Genomic DNA, 17,361 nt, shown 5'->3' with positions numbered 1-17,361 from the left:
AGCGAACCGCAGGGGGATAGGCGGCGTTTTGGCAGCCGGCAGGCAGCGACAGAGCCAGGAAACGTCCTGGAGGCAGCCAGCGCGGCCAATGTGGCTTATAGAAAAGGGTTTAGTGTTCATCCTACGAGTGCGACGATGCCGTTCGTTTTTTCCATGAGGGCATATTCAGCCTGCTTGCCAGAATCAAAAGTGTCGCCGTGCCGGCCGTCGCCGTCCACGGGGCAGGCATATTTGCCCTGTTCCTTGATGGGCAACCGATGATCCTGCTTGATATAGTCATCGGACGGCAGGACCGTGCGCCCATCGTTGACGGCCGCGCAATAGAGGTCACCCTGAAATGTTTTGTAGCTGATATCATCCTGGTAGCCAGAGGGACGCGGTTCAACCTTGGCATTGCCCAAAATCAATTCGACTGGAATGAAGCGCATCAGATCATCCTTCGTCTCCTCTGCGGCCAGACGTTCATTACTAGCGTCTATGCAGAGCCGGCGTGCCGGGCCGCCAACCGGCCGCTCACGCACGATGCGCACCCCACGCTGAAGGTAATCAGACATCACCGCTCGCTTTTTGGATTTGAACACGAGCACCAGGCGTTGAAAGCGCTCCCCACCGATATTTTCGGTGAAGGTAATGGAACTGGGATTGCTCTTCTCATTCGTGGTACTCGCCACGTCGAAGCCGAGGCCGACCGGGCCATTCCTTAACGAGCCGCGCAAGAGGTCAAAGGCGCGGCGCGCATCGCTCTCAGTGTCCGCATATACGAAATGGCATTGGCCGATGCCGCGACGCTGGGCCGATAGCAGCGCAATCAAGTCGATCGCCGCCGCGCCGCCCGATTTGTGGTTGAGCGCATACGTTGGGTCCCAGCCGGATTTAAACTGCGGAAAGACCTGGCACTGCTCATACGTCATCGCCTGGCCGTGATCATCGAACAGTTTGTGGCCGGCCGCGTAGGCATCTTTCAATGCGACCCGGTGCACCAAAATACCATGCTGCCCGATATAGAGATGCCCGGCAGGATTGGCCGGGAACTGCTCGTCCTCGGTCTCGGCGGTGATCTCGCTCGGCATCGTCGTCTCGAAATATGGGTGCCGATCATTACTGGACAGATTGGATGCGTAGATGATTTTGAGGTCCGGCGTATCGCGCATCATGGGGTCGGTGGCCATGCGCAGTTCGGTCTCGAAGTTGGGATTGGTAAACCCAGCCTCATCGCGCAGAACAGTCGCGCGCCAGGAGCGGGCGGTCGCGGGGTTCGGCGCGATGACCTGCAGGCGGGAGAAATGCGTCTTGTCGAAATAGAGGCGCAGTTCCATGCGGCTGCTCTGATATAACTCCGCAAAATCTTCCGGCGTGAGTCCCTTGAGGACTTTCCCCTTGTCGGAATCAGCGACCTGGAAGGACAGCTTGTTTTCATCCGCGCCAGTCTCGAAGACCGTGCGCATGGCGGCGGCTTCGTTCATGACGAGCATTGCCTGCTCAGCCGCTGATAGCGTAACGCCAACCAACTCCTTGCCGAGCAGCAGGGATGCCGACGCGGCGATGACCATGCGGCCATGCTCCTTGGACATTTCGTCAAAGGCGATGTCACCCAGCGTGGTGGACTTGCGACAGCGCCGTGCCCAGTAGAGCGCAATTTGCCGGGTCTCGCGCACGGCCACCAGGGCGACATTCTGATATTCTCGGCGGATGCGTTTCATTTCGGTATGACCACCTTTCCGCTCGCCTGCAGTTCGTCCACCGACTTGAACGCTTCCTTGCGCATGGCCGCGATCTTATCCGCATTGCTCAGGTTGGAATTGGCAATCCGCTCAGCCGAATCGCGCATGGCCTGGTCCAGAATCTTCTCGCAAAAATCCAACTGGAATTTTTCCTCGGCCAATTTCAATTCGCGCTCCTTGTGCGCCGCCTTCGTCTGACCGCTGACAAATTCCATGGCCGTGCGCAAGAGTTGATCCGCGAGCTTGAGCAGCTCGGGATCGGCATTGCCCTGGGTGGAGAGTTGCAGGGTCAACACCCGGTGCAGCTTGATCAACGTCTCCAGATCAGGCGCGGGATTCTGGCCGAACTGCTTTTCGACGGCCTGGCATTGCCGCGCTCCGCTGGCGATCTGAGCCAGGAGCTTGTCCTGCAGATGGGCCTGACGCTGTGATTCCAGGAATCGCGAGAGCGTGGATGCGGAACACGTGACACCTTCATCCCTCAGCCAGGTGAGCATTTCGGCGAGCGTCTTTTTCTCGGCCTCCATGTCCGCCAAGGTGGCGGCGTGTTGGTCCAATTTGGATTCGCGTGGTTTCACAAACGTGACGTTTGATCCTTTTATCTCAGGGCACGGGCCTTGAGGATGCCTTTGGCGGTTAGCAGCCAGACACGCGTCTTGACGAGATCATCGGTAGTGCCGTCGATATGGCCGGCCGTGGCCAGGTCCTGGATGGCATCGGCAATCTCACCGGGCGTCGGTTCATCAGGTCGGCAGAGCAGACTGGCCGCGCTGAACAAGGCGGCTTCGGGCATGGGCACGCCGTCGCATTGATTCAGGGCCAGCAAGATGGCACGATAAAGTTTCGTTTTCATTTTTTCGCCTTCATTTCGCCGCGCAGTTCACCCACGGATTCCAGGATGTCATTCACCCGGTTATGTATTGCCGTAGCGCGCTCTTCGTTGGCGGCGTTCATACCAATGATCAATTGCCGGGTTTCGCTGGCGCGGGTTTCATTCGAGTTATCCAGTCGCCGTTCCAATTCAGTCATTTCCGTTCGCTGCCTTTCCTCCATCCTGGTGATCCGTATGCCATGATCGCCTACCTTGCTTTCGAGATTCACGAACCTGATTTCCGTCGCATCATGGTTGTAGCGCTTGGGCGCCTTGCGAAATTCGGGCGTCGGGTCCTGGTCGACCTTGACGGTGGTTTTGCGGTTACCGGCCGCGACGGCATAAATAAGCGTGCCGATGGTGGCCAGCGCGGCCAGTGCGCCGACAATTTCTCCAAGCTGTGTCCAGGTTATTTCTGCGAGCATCATTGGTCGTTTTGGTTTTGGTTATTTCGGCGTGATGACGAGTTCACCGAATTTGGTATCCGAATGAGTGCGCCGGTTCACGGCGCGGTTTTCACTGACGATGGGTTTGAGGTTGCAGTCGGAAAAAAGGTCGCGTGTGAAAGGCGAGTCATTCAAGGTGACAATCCAATTCCCCTTGAGCTTCCCGACGTCACGGCGGAACGTGGTCAATTGCTGCTTGTCCCAGCCGGCATAGGCGCGATTGGTCGCGTCCTCGTATGGCGGGTCCATGAAGAAAAACGTCTTCGGCGAGTCGTAGTTCTTCAGGCAGCGCTCGTAGGACAGATTCTCAACGACCACGCCTTCAAGCCGCTGATGGGCCGCGCCGATTAGCCGCGCGATCTTTTCGTGGTGAAAGCCAACGCCCCCACCGGCCGTCTTCGCGACGCCAAAGCTGGACATGCCCCCGCCGAATGACGTGCGGTTCACCAGGAGGAACCGGGCCGCCCGCTGCAGTTCTGTGAGACCAGGCTGGGCGATAAAGTCAAAAAGGTTCTGGCGCGATGCCATCAACCAATCCAATTCGCCAAGCAATGCAGGAAGGTGAAACTGCAGGTTCCGATAGAGCGCGATCAAATTGCCGTTCAGATCATTGATGACTTCGACGGATGATCGCTCTTTGCTGAACAGCACTGCACCGCCCCCAAAGAATGCCTCGCAATAACAGTCATGCGGCGGGATCAGCGGGAGGATGGTTTTAAGCAACCGCGATTTTCCACCCTGCCAGCGCAAAATTGGTTTGATACGTTCGGTCATGATTCTTGCTGCTTGGTCTCAGGGGAAGGCTGGACGGCGGGAATAACCGCCGGCGTCGGAGTTGCATTCTCCGGCGCCAGCGGTGTGGTTGGGGTGGAAAGCGGATCAGTCACTTTGTCCAGGGCGGCAATGTAATTATTGACGTGGTGATCAACAATCGGGTCCAGGGCAGCGGCGAATTTGGAAACGATAAATGCGCGATAGATTCCCCAGAGGTCTGAAATCAACAAGCGCCAGAACGGTGGATTGATCCAGAGATCACCGGTATCCACCTGGGCAGAATGGGGTATAGCAATGGACGGAATGAAAACCTCTATGCCCACGTGCCGATAAGGGTCGTGCCAGGCTGGGAGGTGTGGAATGCGAGGCACAATGTCTTCCTGGAAGACGAGGCGGAAAGTTCTGTAACCAAGGACGTGATCATAACGGTCCTTGAAATCTGCGTTGCCGAGGCGAGGCTGCCCGAAGGTATAGACCTGGGCGATCTGACAACCGTTACGCCATAATTCCAGCGCGGCCAGGATGGCGAGTGCACCGCCGAGAGAATGGCCGGTGATGCAGAGTGGCTTTTGATTCGGCATCTTATCCGCCGAGCAACCACCCAGGGCTGTTAAGAGCTCTTCAAAAATGCTGTTAAATGCCCGTTCAAACCCTTTATGGATTTTGGAGACTGTAGTATTCACCGCGATCAGCGTGGTGCGCTCGAATTGAGCATCGGTGATCCAATTGCGGATGCTGGACGTACCGCGAAAGGCGATGACGATGCAATCCGGCTTCTCCTCAATGAGGCAATGCGTATCGGTATCCGGCGCGGAAATCGTAGCGGTCTGATATGCGAAGGCGCTGGCCCGGGCGCAGGCCCGGGCGTTGCCCAGGTCAAATTGTTTAGCGGTTAGGTTCATTGGCAAAATTGCAGCCGGTTTTTTGTTCGGACTTTGTGTGTCTCCGAATCGGATGAGCCGGCAAACCCGGATATGCGGACCTTTTGTTTTATATAGAAATCACGGTTTCAAAAGCTGCTTAGAAAGGATGTTCAGATAGCACATGGCGGCCATGCCATCAGAGGTCACAACGAACCCACCATTGGTCGGCGTGATCCATCGCGGCTCCGTGAGCGGCGGTATATAGTTGGTGCCGTACTGATGGATCAACGCCGTATACCGCTCGCTCCAAAGCTCGGTTACCAGGTAATTGGTGCCTGGCAGAATCGTGAGGACCCCCGAGGTGGGTGATCCGGCATCCATGGACGGCACGGAGGGCTCCACAAGTTTGGGAGCCATCGTGCAGCCGGCCACGCAAAGGCTAAGCGCACAGGCGGCGGATTTGAGTGAGATCACCATTTTCGAGGGCTTGGTTGATTTGATCTTTGAGCGATTGCAATTCCCGGGCCTGCTTGGCGGCGACTTCGGCGGCGGTGTTGGCTTGCGCGTCTTTTTGCGCGGTGAGCTTCAGCACATCGTCGGCGACGTCGAGCGAGGCAGTGACAGGATCGGCGGCCATGTGATTATTTGGTTGTTGACGCAGGGACTGCTGCCAGCGCGGCGTTGACCGTATTGAGATCAGCCTGGAGGACGGCCTTGGTCACAATGACGGCGTTGTTGGTGCCGTATTTAACCAAGAGTTGCTGTTCCAATGTGCCGGCCGCCGTGATCAGTGGCAGGATGCTGGCCTGTAACGCGGCGTTGTTGCCGACCAAGCCATCGACGTCTGAGACGACGTTGGTATTCACCCCATCCAGGGCGCCGGTTAATGCGACTTGGATATCGCTGACAATCGGCCGGGCCGATGGGTCAGAGGTCAGTGCATAAATGAGGGCGGGCGTCCCGACGAGTTGGAGCGCGGCACAATCGAGCGCGAGATTCTGCTCGTTGATGATGGTGACGGTGTTGGTGACCGGAGGTGTTACTTGGCCGACCGAGTTGGTGCTGGCCGGAGTGACACTGGTGCTGGACTCCGTCATACAGCCACCGAGCAAAATGGCGGAAGCGACCAAAGAGACGACGCCGATCGCAAGTGTTGGGGTGAGGTATTTCATAATTTCCTTACGGTTGTGGCCTGTTGGCCGGGGTTTGTACTGCAAATGAAGCCGCCGAGGTCCCCATCATTGAACGGGACGACATGGCCCGATGGAATACCTTCAGCCCCGTGAACTGGAAGCGGGGCGTCTTGACGGCGGCTGACTAAAGTGAGGAGTGCGGAGCGCGGAGTGCGGAACGCTGATGGAGTGGAAATTAAGTTGCGGCGATGACTGATGTTGATGGACGCCAGCCCATCGGAGGTGAAGGCATCACCGCCGCAACAAAGTGGCCGAGCCTCGGCTCGGCATTCCGCACGGGCAATGATTTTCCCGGGGAAAAGATTTGCTTGTGAGTGGCTGGCGCGTAACATCGCGCCAACACTGACAGAGATTTTAAGAAGGCCCTACCCCACCGTTCGCCCTGTTCGCTCTATTCCAGAATTTTCAACCACGGAGACACGGAGGTACGGAGAATCATCTCGTGTTTTGGCTGCGACGCCAGCCAGCGATGGCATCAATCGTTGGCTGCATCGGTAGCTTCTCACGGCTGAGCCAGCGAGAAACCGTCTTCGTGCCCACGTTTAGGTAGCGAGCCAACTCGGCAGATCGCCCGTACTGCCGGCCCACATATTCCCGCGTGTCGTCAAGGAAATGCTCAACGCTCCGATAGCCGGCAGGGGCTATGCGCGGCGCGGCCGAAGTGCGTTTTGCGCGGGCGGCTGCCAGGGCAGCCAGTTGGGCGGGGGTGCGGGAGGTAGTCATATCATGGCGCGGGTTCGGCAGCATTCAGTTGAGCCAGGCAGCCGGCTGGTCGCCTGGCTGAAAGTAATTAAAATTCGCCTGATGCTTTTCGCACCAGGCCAGCGCGGCCTGCGCGGTGGCGAAGCTTTTTGTCCGGCGCGAGAATTTCTCGCCACAGCGGATGACGATGATGGCTAAGGTCCCGCGCCAGGGCAGGAAGACAGTTTTGGATTTGAGGGTCATTTGGTCGTTTTGGTGGGGCATATAATGGATGGATTAGAACACAGCGCGGATGGTATCCCAAAGGAACCACAGCGCCAGTAGCGCGAAGAGAATCCCGATGACCAGCTTGAATCCCCACCAACCGCGCGAACGGAGCGGTTGGCCGCACTGCGGGCAGGTGACCGCCTGGCTGCTGACAGTATGGCCGCAGGCTGGGCATGCATCTGTCTGAATCGGCACGCGAGGCCGCAAATTGTTTTTTGCCACCCAGGCGAGACCGCCGACCCCCAGGAGCAAGATTACCCAGACGAACGTTGGAAGTGCGAGTGCGAGCATCATGTGAATAAGTTTTGATGGTTTTGCTTTCCGATTCTCGTCGTTTGACCGATTATACATCTATCAGTTTTTGCGCGGGCCTGCCCCACCGAAACGACCAATTTCAACATCATCAGGCCTGGACATCCGTGCGCGCCATTGGCGCGGCACGGTGTTTGCCTGAAGGGCGCTTGGTCGTGCCTGGTGGGGAAGCATCGTGTCCGCGCTCTTGGGTGTATGATAGACGTAGAACAACTCGTGGCGGAAATTAAAGCCATGTCCCCCGACCGGCGGGAAAAGTACCTGGACACACTTCTATGCGCGATGGCGTTCATTTATGATGCTTTGCGTTCGCAATCCCCTCCAACAAAATCCGATCAGCAGCCGCCTCGTGTCTGTCATCGTTCTCCGCGATTTCCTTCAGACCCCTCTCAGAATTAGACAATGCGTCCCCAGCGCGTTTGGCAATCTGTTGTGCTTCGGTAAGATTACCCGCTTTTCGTGATTGGAGTTCCTCAACGACATCCTTAATATTCGTGATTATATTCCTGCGATCGCTTGGCGTTGATTTGACAAGGCGAGCGGTGAGATCTTGCAGGGTGCGGTCCAACGTCTGCGTTTCCATCCAGGCATGCAGCCGGGTGGCGTCGGGTTTTTTCGGGGGCGCCCCCGCGTGGATGAGGATCGCGATGCGTTCAACATTCCGCAGTCCTTGCATGACGTTGCTGCTGGCCTTTTGATATCCTTTAGCGTACTTGCGCATCGTCTCAGCCGCCACGCCAGCCCGTTCCCCTAGCTCGTCAGGCTGAATATTCAGCCTGCTGCAAATGGCCATAATTTCGTCGGCCTGAGATGAAAATCTTACCGCCATTTTGTCCTAAAAAGATGTTGACCAAGTCCTAATCGGACTGTTATTGTCTTGTTGTGACAAGTCACAATAAGACGATTACAGCCGAAAGTTGGCGGCCGGTCAAGGCCAAATTGATTGCGCGCTTCGGAACGATCCGCGCAGTCGCCAAAAAACTGGGTTGTCATCACAATTCAATTCGATATTCGCGGAATATCCGCATGAAAGCAGAGGCAATGGCCAATGAGTAGTCATCGCGAATATTTTTTCCAGGAGGCGATAGCCCACGCCCGGACTTTGCCGGTTCCGGACGCGGTTAAATTCTTAGGCGGCTTGCTTCAGTCCTGTACGGACAATGATGGAGTCGCCCCAGTGCGGAATGCGTTCATTGCGCTGTCCCAATCGGACAGGCAGTTGGAATTGATCCAATCCGGCCAGTTGAAGTTAAACCTGCAAGGAGACAAACAATGAAAACGATCAGCATCAGTTGGCGGGAGCGCGGGTATCTGCGTGACGTATTTTGGATGGCCGATGAAGCGACGGCGGCGCAGGCGGCGACGGTGGCACGGCGGATGATCACCGAGGCCCGGCGATATGCGGGCGTGTTTAATGTCCGCGCAAACATCCGACCGCATCCGACGAAGGGAGGTTCGCTGTGAAAATTCCCGCGCTGACTCCCGAGCAGATACGGAGCGTGTTGGGTGATAATGGCGGCGAACACCAGTCCGCCGCTACGGCTCCGGTAAAGCGGCTCAAATATGTAATCGTCCGCAACTTCGTGGGCTTGAAAATGGCTTTGATTTTTCACGAGTCAATCCCGCACAACGCCGCTGTGGACCAATCTTGGTTGGCACCTCTGAGTGCCGGCTTCTTTAGCCTCACAGACCACGGACTAATCGTTTGGCCAGGTGGAAGCGATACATTGGGTTTAGAGCCAAAACCCGATGATTGGATGGTCATTCAAGATACGTTGATCCTCATGGGCCTTTTCCCAAAACGATCCAAATGAAACTCATCTACTTCATTCTCGCGTTCCTGTACGTGTTCCTCTGGCTGTTTCCGGTGTGCTGTATCGGCATCCTGTCGGCCCTGTGTGGCAGCCGCCGCTTGGATCGCTGGTGTGAGCGCCAGTTTTTGGATGCCGATGGACAACCCGAAGGGCAAAACGACCAATGACAACCGAACTACCATCCCTGGAATCGTTGCGCGAGGAGGAACGTCGCCTGCGACGGTTGCTGGAGCACCGCAAGGGACTGCTCTATGCCGGTCAGCCGTGCGGCGACATCGGCAGCCTGGCTGAACGGCTGAGCGACGTGAACAAAGCGATCGCCTCCCAAACCTTGGTCCAGATGAGGACCGCATGACCCTGACGCCCGCACTCCTCACGTCGTGCCCTACAATCACAATTTTATGAAAACAGTCCTCAAAAACCCCGTCGACGTCCAAATGCATTGGACCCGCAAATTGTTACCCCGGCCCAGCCAAGAGCGCGTGAACGCGATCAGCGATGTCATAGCGCGCGGCGTGAAGCTGCCGCCTGGTTATTTGGTTGAGCCAAACCTCCTGGTGGCCGGTGAAACGCGTCGGCTCGCCCATAAGGCGCGGCAGGTGGATATGGAGTTCATCGTCATCAGCGAAGAGGAAGCGGCCGCGATTGCCCTGGGCGAAAACACGAATCGGCTGGGCTACAAATTCAAGTACCAGGTGGCCTTTGCTTATTGTCCGCTTGCCCTGAAAGTGGTGGAATTTTCGAGCCGGAACCGGGGCGCGGTGGGCGTGGCGGGTGCGAAACCGCAATATTGCGGTCCTGCCACTTTGGCGGAGGTTGCGGCCGCGATCCATGTGAGCGAACGCTGTCTGGAGGATTCCAAACAGACCTACGATGCGCTGCTCGCGTGGGACAAGGAGAATGAGCCGAAGAAATGGGGAGAATTAAAAAATGCCAAGATGACCGCGCTGGCTTACTGGACGATGCGCATCATGGATCAGGAGGAATCCTGCACACCCGGGCAGGCCCGCGCCGGGCTGGCCGGCAGTAAGGCGGCGGAGGAAGGCAAAACCCAGCCCGCACCCAAGCAGCTTGAGCTATTCCTGGACGGCTTTAGGAGCTTGGGAAAGTGGGGTAAATCGTTCCCGAAGTTCGACGATGAACAACGGCGCACGGCGGTCAAGCAGATCAAGAAGACCATCAGCGACCTGCCTGCCGAGCTACGCGCCGAGATTGCGGCCGAGATCAAACTGCTTGAGCGCGAGGCGAAGGAGGCCAAATGAGCGAGCCAACCAAACTCACCGAAGCCGAGGTTCGTGCGCTTCGCGATTCCGTGTACGGCCAGCCGTCCACGGACAAATGCTGGGACGCGTGCGGTGAAAAATGGATGCAGCCGGAAAACGTCGAATGGCTCAAATCGCAGAAGCCCCACACCAACCTATGAGCAATCAAACGCTTGAGCTCTGGCAAATATGGCAGTGCCTGCAAAACGGCCTGCTCTACCAGATTATAGATCTGTCAGATCAGTAGGTCGTAGCCACAACGAATATCCCGGATACCGGCAATGCGAACGATTCGTTTTCGTGGCTCTCGCCGCTCCCTGATTTTTTGTCCTCTTTCAAATTTGTGAAGATGGGACCCAAACCAGTAGGAGCATGAGCGAACGCGCGACACAGTGGTGCCAGGTGGTGTGCGAGTGCGGCCAAAAGCACGGCGCACACTTGGGCCACTACGATCGCATGCAAGGCTCGTGCGGCAAAGTCTATTGGGCACTGCAGCCCAAGCGGAACGGTCCGCTCGTTCTATTCCCGTGGCCCGGATTCCCCGGGCTCACCATCAAGCAAAGTACCAGTCTCCTTTCTGTCAAGTCATGAGCGTAATCAACTACACGATCAAACCATTTCATCCGGCGAGTGACTCAAGTTCGGGACAACCGATATCAGTCACCCGCAACGAATCTGGCGAAACGATCACGCATCGGGGCCAGTTGTCATCGCCGGATGTTCCTTTAACCCCCGAGCCGGTGTCCGCGCAGAAGCGGCTGGACCTGGCCAAAGGGGCCGCGTGGTGCCGCATCCTGCGGGCCACGCGTGAGAAGGACGAGGCCGGCGTCATGCTCATAGACCGGATCGGCAATCTGCGCGACGTGGCCACCATGGTCGGAACCTCCGCGCCGACGCTTTCCCGGCTGCTCAAAAAGTTCGGGTCGCTGAGAGATGATCAGTTAACGCCGGAACGCCTGGCGCCGACCTTGAGCGGCGGTAAGGAATGTGAGTGGGAGTTTTTGACTGTACAGGCGCATGTACGGGCGAAGTTGCTGGCCCTGTATGTGGCCACGATGGGGGCCAGCAGCGCCAACGCGGCCAATGATCGCCGGACAGCCAAGGCGGCTACAGCTATTCGGCAATTTGCCTGGGAACCGGAATGCCCGGAACCTTTGCGCGCCCGTCTGCGTGAGGGATACCAACCTGTACCTTTCCTCAGGTTTCTGCGGGGCAATGTGACCCCTGAAGTGGAAGCCCGTTTGCGCGGGCCGAAACATTTTCAGAATTACGGTCCATCCTGCCGGCGGGATGACACTTGCCGGCTGCCGAATGGGGATCGGTTTGAGCGGCCGGCCGCCTGGTCGCTGAGCGCGGATGATATGAGCGCGAATGAGCCGTTCTATGTGACGCTGCCGGATGGTGATATTCTGAGCCGGCAAGGGCTCTATTTCATTTGGGCGAAACATAAGGTCTGGCAGAGCGCGGATCTGATCGCCCGGGCGCGCGAGAGTTATCGGGCGGAGGATATTCTGCGCGCGTTCTACAAGACGTGCCTCGCGGCTGGCGGTGTGCCGTCCTACGTGCAATTTGAGCAGGGTGTCTGGCATTCGCACAAAGTGACCGGGTTTCACCTGGACAACGGCTGGCTGCTGGAGGAGGAATTTGAGCGGCCGGCCATGGACAAAGGCCACATGGATACCATTGTGCAGGGGCTGGGTCTTTGCGGTGTGAAGGTAAATTACCAGTACAAGCCGCACACCAAGGAAATCGAGACCCACTTTAACTATCTCCAAACCATTCTCGCCATCACGGCGCGCAACTACCAGTGCATCGGCCGGTACGCCGGTGAATTTGAGCATGGGGCCAAGCAGCTTCGTCGCGTGCGCGCCGGTTCGTTCAGCGCCCGCGACCTTCACTTTGCCAGTCAGCATGAACTGGCCGATTGTATCGTGGAGGCGTTCAACCGCATTAACTCGGAGTTGACGCCCGATGGGCGCACGCGCTACGACGCGCATTGGCAGGATTTGCAGCAGGTGCCGTTGCTGCCCTTGACCGAGCAACTTTTTGCCGCATGCCTGCCCGGCGAACCCCGCAAAACCACGTTGCGCGGCGGGTATATAAATGTCCAGTCGAGAGGCAAGGAATATCAATATCGCCACGAGAAATTTGCCGCCCTGGGTGATGGTTATGAGCTGTTCTATAAGATTGACGAGACAGATCCCAACCTGGGCGCGGCCATCTTCAACCGCTCCGCGCAGAGCAACAGCGCGAATTTTCAGCGATGGAAGCCAGGTGATTTCATGTTCACGGCGGCGCGCGAAATTCCCGGCCCCAAATTGGAGGTGACCACCGCGCCGGCCGGCGTGCGCGTGGAAACGATTGAAGAGCGCTATGGCGCCGGAGCCGTGGACTCGGGTGACATGGTGCGGCGGAAGCAGGACAAATATGTAGCCACACAATTCCGCGCCATGCCGCGACCTGGTCAAATCGCCGTGCGGAGCGCCAGTGCGCGCGACGGCCAGGGCAATGTGGTGGAAGTCACTAATGTGGACGCGCAGCACGATGGTTCGTGCACCCGTGATCACCGGTTAAGCGAAAGCGCCGCCAGCAGGGAGATTGTAGGTTCGACTCCTACCGCGTCCGATCCTTCGTCAGCATTGCCGCCCCGGGCGGTGGCCGCTCGGCCGGCAAAACTGCCCTATGAGCTTCGGAAACTTTTCAACGAACAGCAGCCTGAGGCTGCACCCAAATAAACAACAACACAACTATGGACGCCAGCCATTCAACAGAAATCAACGCATTGGTCAACCGGTTCGCCGGTCACCAGAAAGCACTCGGGCTCAGTGATGCCCGGTTCGCCGCCCGCTACGAGCGGTACCTCGGAAGCCACAAGACATGGATCAAGCTTAAGGACGGCACGTGGCCGGGACACGTGAACGAACAACGCATCCTGGCCAAGCTGCAATCGTTCGCCGGCCAGCTCGACGGCGCGCGCAGTTACGACGCGGACGACTTTCTGAGCAACCTGCCGTACGTGCGACACATGAACGCGCAGTTTGAGCGGCTGCTGGCTTCGCCGCTGGATATCCGGGGCTTGATCAGCCTGGCTCCCCAGGGCGTCGGCAAATCGTGGTGGGCCAGCAAGGTGATGGATGACGAGCGCGAATCGAAGTTCTTCTATCTGCGGTTGCTCCATTCGTACCGCGAGCGGGGCTATCAGATCGCCTGCGCGATCCTGGAGAAGTTAAGCGGCCAGCGGCCTAAGAATCCAGCGGACGTGATGCCGACGCTGATCTCGCACGCAAAGGCGCTCGGCGAGTTTGTACTGATCTTGGACGAGGCGCACAACGGCGGCATTGCACTCTTCCGAGTGTTGAAGGATCTGGTGGATGAGACGCCTGTCCGTTTTGTCTACCTTGGATTCCCCACGGAGTTTGACGTGATCACCGGGACGAACAAGAGCGCGATCGGCGAAAGCCGGCAAACGCTCAGGCGCTGCCTGCAACCGATTTGCGACGAATTCCGGGACGGTGTGATGGTGGGGGACGTGGAAGCGTTCCTGGCCGGCCAGGGATTCAAGCGCGATGGCGAACTGCGCAAGGTGGCCCGCGAGGTACAGCCGTATATCGCGGCCCGGTATAACCTGACGACGCTGGCCAGTGCCGTGCGCTCGGCCCGCAAGGAGGCGGAGGACGATGAGACGCCCCTGACGCTGGGCATGATCACCTCGGCCATTCAATCGCTGTGCGCCACATCAGCATCACGGCGGGCAACCCTGCAGGCGTTGTCCGACTCTCAGACGGGAGGTGCCAAGTGAGCGAAATAGTTTTCAAGGTTGGTGACAAGGTCGAATGGATGCACTGTTCCAGCAACGGCAATTCGATGCGATTCTCATCACGCGAGGGCAAGATCGAAATCCTGAATCCCTGCTACGCCCAGGTCAAAATGAGGAACGGTAGAAAGTGTTGGGTGCACATTTCCGATCTCACGCTGCCGGACCAAAAGAATGGCGTGACCAAACTGTTCGAGGTAATGACCGGCGGGGAAGTCGGAGGTGCCAAGTGAGCGCGCAAAAGGAGTTGCTTCTCACCTGTCCGCTTTGCGGGCGGCGCGGTTTCACCGCGCGCGGTCTGCGTGCGCATTGGTGCTCGGCCAAACCATCGACCGGGGACGGCAAGAAGCATTCGGCCCCTTTGACCAGGCATGAATGGCTGGAGGCCGTGAAGGACGCCAAGGCCGAAGCCAGCGCGGAGGTAATGCGATGAGCATCCTGGAAGCCATATCGCCCACGGCGCGTCATTTGCTCAGCTTGCCCATCACCAAAGGCTGTGAGGGTCATCGTATCCATACCGCGATCCACCACAACAAGACCGTCTGCGGAATCCTGCTACAGCCTGCCCAGGTAGATATCGGCCCGGTGAATTGCAAGCGCTGCCTGCGTATCAAGCAGCAACGTGCTCGGTCCATCAAACGCCTTAACGGTCGGTGCGTCTCCCCCAATCAACTCCCTATTGCCCCAATATGAAAAAATCCCGAATCAAAATCACGCTCCCCAATATCACGACCCGCGACGAAGCCGAGTCCGTCATGAACGAACTCGCCCTCGCTGAGACCAACAAACGCACGCTCACGTCTCGGCTGGATGCCGCCGTCTTGAAGCTGCAGGACGAGGCTGCGGTCGGCATCGGCGAGTGCGATACCTCAATTGCGGCCAAGGTGGATGCGCTCCGCGCCTGGGCCGAATCCCACCCGGAGGATTTTCCGAAGGATCGGAAGTCGATTGTGTTCCTTTCGGGAACGCTCGGTTTTCGCACAGGCACGCCGAAACTCGCTTTGCTCTCGCGCGCCTGGAAGTGGGAGATGGTCCTTAATGCCGTGCTAGCCCGCGCCTTTGCCTTTACGCGCACCACGACCGAGTTGGATAAGGAAGCCATCCTCGCCTTTGCCGCCAGCGAGCCGGACAAGGAAGCGCTGGAGACCAAGGTCCTCAAACCCATCGGCGTCAAGGTCGTCCAAGAGGAATCGTTCTACGTGGAACCGAAGCTCACCAACACGGAGGTGCGGCTGTGAGCAACACCGTACAAGGATGGGAGCCGGCCGCCGATCGCCCCTATACTATGGCATTGTCCGCCGCTGAGGTGCATGCGCTGATTAACCACCACATTAATCAGACGAAGCGTCTGACCAAAATCGTGGGCAACAAGCTGCTCAAACTCAGGTCGAGCACAATTCTGCCGAGTCGTCGCCAGGCGAATGCCTATATTGAGGAAGGACAAAAAATTGTTTCAGCCCACATTGCCCGCGCCCAAACACTCCAGGCAATTCTGAAGGCGAGACCGGAGGTGAGGTCATGATCCTTGACGCTGACAGTTTTTTTGTTTGCCGGGTCTGCTTTGATTGCAAGCGATCCCGCAGCCGCCTTCGGTTTCTGACCATGAGCGGTGGCTGGACGACAAATATTAGTAGCGCTCAGGAATTTAAGTCTCGGCAGTCTGCCACAAGCACCTTACGCAAGCGGCCCGGTTCCATTTTTGATGGTCCCACCATCCGGCAGTCCGGTTATCTGTTCAACGAATAAGGCCGCCTATGATCCCATCCAGCGCCATCACCGACCGCGAGCGCGAAATATTCCTACGCAAGCTCGATGCGACGGCCCGCGCAAAAGACGGCCTGATTATCTCCACCTGGGAATGGAATTTCATCGCCCACTTTTTCTACAGTTCGCGGCCGTCACTCTGGTTTACCGAACCGCGCCGCGTGGCCGCCGACAAGATGCGAATGCGGTACGGCGCTGAGCCAGAAATTGGAATGCCCTTTCCGCCCGCGCCAGCCCGGCCGGCGAATTTGCCCGAGGCGGATGCGGATGGGTGTCAGTTTGTCATGCGCGAGGATGGCCGGCAGCAGCCCTGCAACGCGCCGGCAGCAATGGTGCGGCAGAATGGTTTCCGCTATTGCGCCGCGCACGCTGAAGCTGTCCAGCGCGATTTGCAGCGCCGGGGAAAGACCATGATCCTCTCACCGATATGAGCCCCGCGCAAAATTCAAAGTACTGGCGGCGGTGGGCCGATGTGCAGCGTAAAAATGGCTGGCGCTGGCTGAAGGGCCGCCTGGTGGCCACCCCGGTCACGGACGCCAGCCAGTATCATGCGGCCGTCTGGCGGATCGCCACCGACCTGGCCAACCGGGCTTGCCGCGCAGTCGTTGCCGATGACCTGCGCCACGCCTGCCACGTGCTGGCCTTTGGACGCGACATCAGCCATGAGAGCCTGTCCAACAGCCAGTTTGATCGGCTGCTTTTGCTTTGGGGGAATGAGCGCGAATATCCTGGTCTCCTGGTCGATCCAGAAAACATCGCCACCCACGTCGCCTGGGACAATCCCGATCAGTCGCGCAAGGTCTCGTTAATCCGCTCGATCAAGGCGGCGGCGGCGGACGAATACATCTGCCAGATTACCCAGGATATTTGGGGCACGATTTATTGGGAGGACCTGGACGTGTCGGCGCTGTTGGGACTCTTGCGTAAACTCAAAGGCAACGCGCCCACGCGCCCGGGACAGCCGTTTTGATTATGAGTCCCTTTCCACCACAGCAGCTTGACTTCCCCAGCCTCGCCTGGCCCAAGGATCGCACGGTCCTGACGGTGAGCGAGGTTGCAGCCAAATGGGAGGTGTCCGACCGCCACGTGGTGGACCTGATCGACGAAGGGAAGCTCGCTGCGTTTGACATAGCCGGCCGGCAGGACTATGTTCGCGTCCCGATGGACGCCATCCTTCATATCGCACGCCGCCTGGGTGTCAAACCCGAAACCCTTTTGTCCGAAATCCGGGCGGCTCGGCCCCGGATTGGCAGCGGCCGCGCCTTCTATCGCGTCCCGGTCGTGGAAGGGTTCACCGCCTTCATGCGCGAGAATCACTCGCTGGCGGTCGGTGGAAAATAACCCTTTCCAGATTTCCCCATGTCAATGACCGCATCTCTCCGTGCAACTGCTGAAACAAAACAGCATAAGTCATTGATATTCCGCTTCTTTCCCGCTCTTTCCGCCTGATTTCACCTGTTGCTGGTGTTGTGCAGGCGGAAATCATCCACCGAGCCGTCGCGGCTGCGTTCCACGCAGTCTCGATCCGACGGTCCGGGAATGCTTTCCCGTGCTAATG

General features: G+C 58.0%; 27 protein-coding genes and 1 pseudogene. 15 read left to right on the top strand and 13 right to left on the bottom strand.

Annotated elements, in window-relative coordinates; all coding sequences use genetic code 11:
* Positions 1–116: 116 nt before the first annotated feature.
* From P4L78_RS10410 to P4L78_RS10360, 12 genes are all read right to left on the bottom strand, one after another.
* Complete coding sequence (locus tag P4L78_RS10410) at positions 117–1,700, bottom strand: hypothetical protein (RefSeq protein ID WP_309327980.1); 1,584 nt, start codon at positions 1,698–1,700, stop codon at positions 117–119.
* Complete coding sequence (locus P4L78_RS10405; RefSeq protein ID WP_309327978.1) at positions 1,697–2,278, bottom strand: hypothetical protein; 582 nt, start codon at positions 2,276–2,278, stop codon at positions 1,697–1,699. The genes P4L78_RS10410 and P4L78_RS10405 overlap by 4 nt, the downstream gene beginning before the upstream one ends.
* A 41-nt stretch (positions 2,279–2,319) precedes the next feature.
* On the bottom strand, positions 2,320–2,574 hold the full coding sequence (locus P4L78_RS10400) for a hypothetical protein (protein ID WP_309327977.1): 255 nt from the start codon (positions 2,572–2,574) through the stop codon (positions 2,320–2,322).
* Positions 2,571–3,020 carry a hypothetical protein gene (locus tag P4L78_RS10395; protein WP_309327975.1) on the bottom strand — a complete coding sequence of 150 codons (450 nt, stop codon included), beginning with the start codon at positions 3,018–3,020 and terminating at the stop codon, positions 2,571–2,573. The genes P4L78_RS10400 and P4L78_RS10395 overlap by 4 nt, the downstream gene beginning before the upstream one ends.
* 18 nt (positions 3,021–3,038) lie before the next feature.
* A complete protein-coding gene (locus P4L78_RS10390; protein ID WP_309327974.1) occupies positions 3,039–3,812 on the bottom strand; it encodes a DNA adenine methylase in 774 nt (257 codons plus the stop codon).
* Positions 3,809–4,714 carry a lipase family protein gene (locus P4L78_RS10385; RefSeq protein WP_309327973.1) on the bottom strand — a complete coding sequence of 302 codons (906 nt, stop codon included), beginning with the start codon at positions 4,712–4,714 and terminating at the stop codon, positions 3,809–3,811. Before P4L78_RS10385 ends, P4L78_RS10390 begins: the two co-directional genes overlap by 4 nt.
* 99 nt (positions 4,715–4,813) lie before the next feature.
* Positions 4,814–5,092, bottom strand: coding sequence for a hypothetical protein (locus P4L78_RS10380; protein ID WP_309327971.1), 279 nt, complete (start codon positions 5,090–5,092; stop codon positions 4,814–4,816).
* A gap of 22 nt (positions 5,093–5,114) precedes the next feature.
* Positions 5,115–5,312 (bottom strand): hypothetical protein, encoded by a 198-nt coding sequence (locus tag P4L78_RS10375; protein WP_309327970.1) that lies wholly within the window; start codon positions 5,310–5,312, stop codon positions 5,115–5,117.
* 4 nt (positions 5,313–5,316) lie between these two features.
* Positions 5,317–5,847: a hypothetical protein gene (locus P4L78_RS10370; protein ID WP_309327968.1), complete on the bottom strand. Its 531-nt coding sequence runs from the start codon at positions 5,845–5,847 to the stop codon at positions 5,317–5,319.
* 768 nt (positions 5,848–6,615) lie between these two features.
* Positions 6,616–6,813: a hypothetical protein gene (locus P4L78_RS10365; RefSeq protein WP_309327967.1), complete on the bottom strand. Its 198-nt coding sequence runs from the start codon at positions 6,811–6,813 to the stop codon at positions 6,616–6,618.
* Positions 6,814–6,846: 33 nt separating this feature from the next.
* Entirely contained in the window at positions 6,847–7,128 is a 282-nt protein-coding gene (locus P4L78_RS22920; protein ID WP_405051536.1) for a zinc ribbon domain-containing protein, read from the bottom strand.
* 310 nt (positions 7,129–7,438) lie between these two features.
* Positions 7,439–7,978 carry a hypothetical protein gene (locus P4L78_RS10360; RefSeq protein ID WP_309327966.1) on the bottom strand — a complete coding sequence of 180 codons (540 nt, stop codon included), beginning with the start codon at positions 7,976–7,978 and terminating at the stop codon, positions 7,439–7,441.
* A gap of 443 nt (positions 7,979–8,421) precedes the next feature.
* On the opposite strand from P4L78_RS10360, the gene P4L78_RS10355 reads away from it, so the two are divergent.
* Genes P4L78_RS10355 through P4L78_RS10330 form a run of 6 tightly spaced genes read left to right on the top strand, consistent with a single transcriptional unit; the run spans position 8,422 to position 10,386 of the window.
* Positions 8,422–8,613 carry a hypothetical protein gene (locus P4L78_RS10355; RefSeq protein ID WP_309327964.1) on the top strand — a complete coding sequence of 64 codons (192 nt, stop codon included), beginning with the start codon at positions 8,422–8,424 and terminating at the stop codon, positions 8,611–8,613.
* Positions 8,610–8,963 carry a hypothetical protein gene (locus P4L78_RS10350; RefSeq protein WP_309327963.1) on the top strand — a complete coding sequence of 118 codons (354 nt, stop codon included), beginning with the start codon at positions 8,610–8,612 and terminating at the stop codon, positions 8,961–8,963. Before P4L78_RS10355 ends, P4L78_RS10350 begins: the two co-directional genes overlap by 4 nt.
* Positions 8,960–9,130 (top strand): hypothetical protein, encoded by a 171-nt coding sequence (locus tag P4L78_RS10345; RefSeq protein ID WP_309327961.1) that lies wholly within the window; start codon positions 8,960–8,962, stop codon positions 9,128–9,130. The genes P4L78_RS10350 and P4L78_RS10345 overlap by 4 nt, the downstream gene beginning before the upstream one ends.
* Positions 9,127–9,318 carry a hypothetical protein gene (locus P4L78_RS10340; RefSeq protein ID WP_309327960.1) on the top strand — a complete coding sequence of 64 codons (192 nt, stop codon included), beginning with the start codon at positions 9,127–9,129 and terminating at the stop codon, positions 9,316–9,318. Before P4L78_RS10345 ends, P4L78_RS10340 begins: the two co-directional genes overlap by 4 nt.
* A 46-nt stretch (positions 9,319–9,364) precedes the next feature.
* Positions 9,365–10,225, top strand: a complete 861-nt coding sequence (locus P4L78_RS10335) for a hypothetical protein (protein ID WP_309327959.1) — start codon at positions 9,365–9,367, stop codon at positions 10,223–10,225.
* The gene (locus P4L78_RS10330) at positions 10,222–10,386 is read left to right on the top strand and encodes a hypothetical protein (RefSeq protein ID WP_309327958.1); all 165 of its coding nucleotides are present in this window, start codon (positions 10,222–10,224) and stop codon (positions 10,384–10,386) included. Before P4L78_RS10335 ends, P4L78_RS10330 begins: the two co-directional genes overlap by 4 nt.
* 780 nt (positions 10,387–11,166) lie before the next feature.
* Here P4L78_RS10330 and P4L78_RS10325 read toward each other — a convergent pair.
* Positions 11,167–12,768, bottom strand: coding sequence for a hypothetical protein (locus tag P4L78_RS10325; protein ID WP_309327957.1), 1,602 nt, complete (start codon positions 12,766–12,768; stop codon positions 11,167–11,169).
* On the opposite strand from P4L78_RS10325, the pseudogene P4L78_RS10320 reads away from it, so the two are divergent.
* The 9 genes and pseudogenes from P4L78_RS10320 to P4L78_RS10280 all read left to right on the top strand — a co-directional run bounded on the left by P4L78_RS10320 (position 12,756) and on the right by P4L78_RS10280 (position 17,144).
* A pseudogene (locus tag P4L78_RS10320) lies at positions 12,756–12,850 on the top strand. The gene P4L78_RS10325 and the pseudogene P4L78_RS10320 overlap by 13 nt on opposite strands.
* 124 nt (positions 12,851–12,974) lie before the next feature.
* Entirely contained in the window at positions 12,975–14,024 is a 1,050-nt protein-coding gene (locus P4L78_RS10315) for an AAA family ATPase (protein WP_309327955.1), read from the top strand.
* The gene (locus tag P4L78_RS10310; protein ID WP_309327954.1) at positions 14,021–14,272 is read left to right on the top strand and encodes a hypothetical protein; all 252 of its coding nucleotides are present in this window, start codon (positions 14,021–14,023) and stop codon (positions 14,270–14,272) included. Before P4L78_RS10315 ends, P4L78_RS10310 begins: the two co-directional genes overlap by 4 nt.
* The gene (locus P4L78_RS10305) at positions 14,269–14,472 is read left to right on the top strand and encodes a hypothetical protein (protein WP_309327953.1); all 204 of its coding nucleotides are present in this window, start codon (positions 14,269–14,271) and stop codon (positions 14,470–14,472) included. Before P4L78_RS10310 ends, P4L78_RS10305 begins: the two co-directional genes overlap by 4 nt.
* Positions 14,473–14,728: 256 nt before the next feature.
* Positions 14,729–15,277 (top strand): host-nuclease inhibitor Gam family protein, encoded by a 549-nt coding sequence (locus P4L78_RS10300; RefSeq protein WP_309327951.1) that lies wholly within the window; start codon positions 14,729–14,731, stop codon positions 15,275–15,277.
* Positions 15,274–15,561 (top strand): hypothetical protein, encoded by a 288-nt coding sequence (locus P4L78_RS10295; protein WP_309327950.1) that lies wholly within the window; start codon positions 15,274–15,276, stop codon positions 15,559–15,561. The genes P4L78_RS10300 and P4L78_RS10295 overlap by 4 nt, the downstream gene beginning before the upstream one ends.
* 232 nt (positions 15,562–15,793) lie before the next feature.
* Positions 15,794–16,234, top strand: coding sequence for a hypothetical protein (locus tag P4L78_RS10290; RefSeq protein ID WP_309327949.1), 441 nt, complete (start codon positions 15,794–15,796; stop codon positions 16,232–16,234).
* Positions 16,231–16,773, top strand: coding sequence for a hypothetical protein (locus P4L78_RS10285; protein ID WP_309327948.1), 543 nt, complete (start codon positions 16,231–16,233; stop codon positions 16,771–16,773). The genes P4L78_RS10290 and P4L78_RS10285 overlap by 4 nt, the downstream gene beginning before the upstream one ends.
* Before the next feature lie 2 nt (positions 16,774–16,775).
* Positions 16,776–17,144, top strand: coding sequence for a helix-turn-helix domain-containing protein (locus tag P4L78_RS10280; RefSeq protein ID WP_309328002.1), 369 nt, complete (start codon positions 16,776–16,778; stop codon positions 17,142–17,144).
* Positions 17,145–17,361: the final 217 nt, after the last annotated feature.

The organism is Silvimonas sp. (assembly GCF_031291215.1).
Taxonomy (GTDB): domain Bacteria; phylum Pseudomonadota; class Gammaproteobacteria; order Burkholderiales; family Chitinibacteraceae; genus Silvimonas; species Silvimonas soli.
This window is presented reverse-complemented; position numbering and strand designations above follow the sequence as displayed.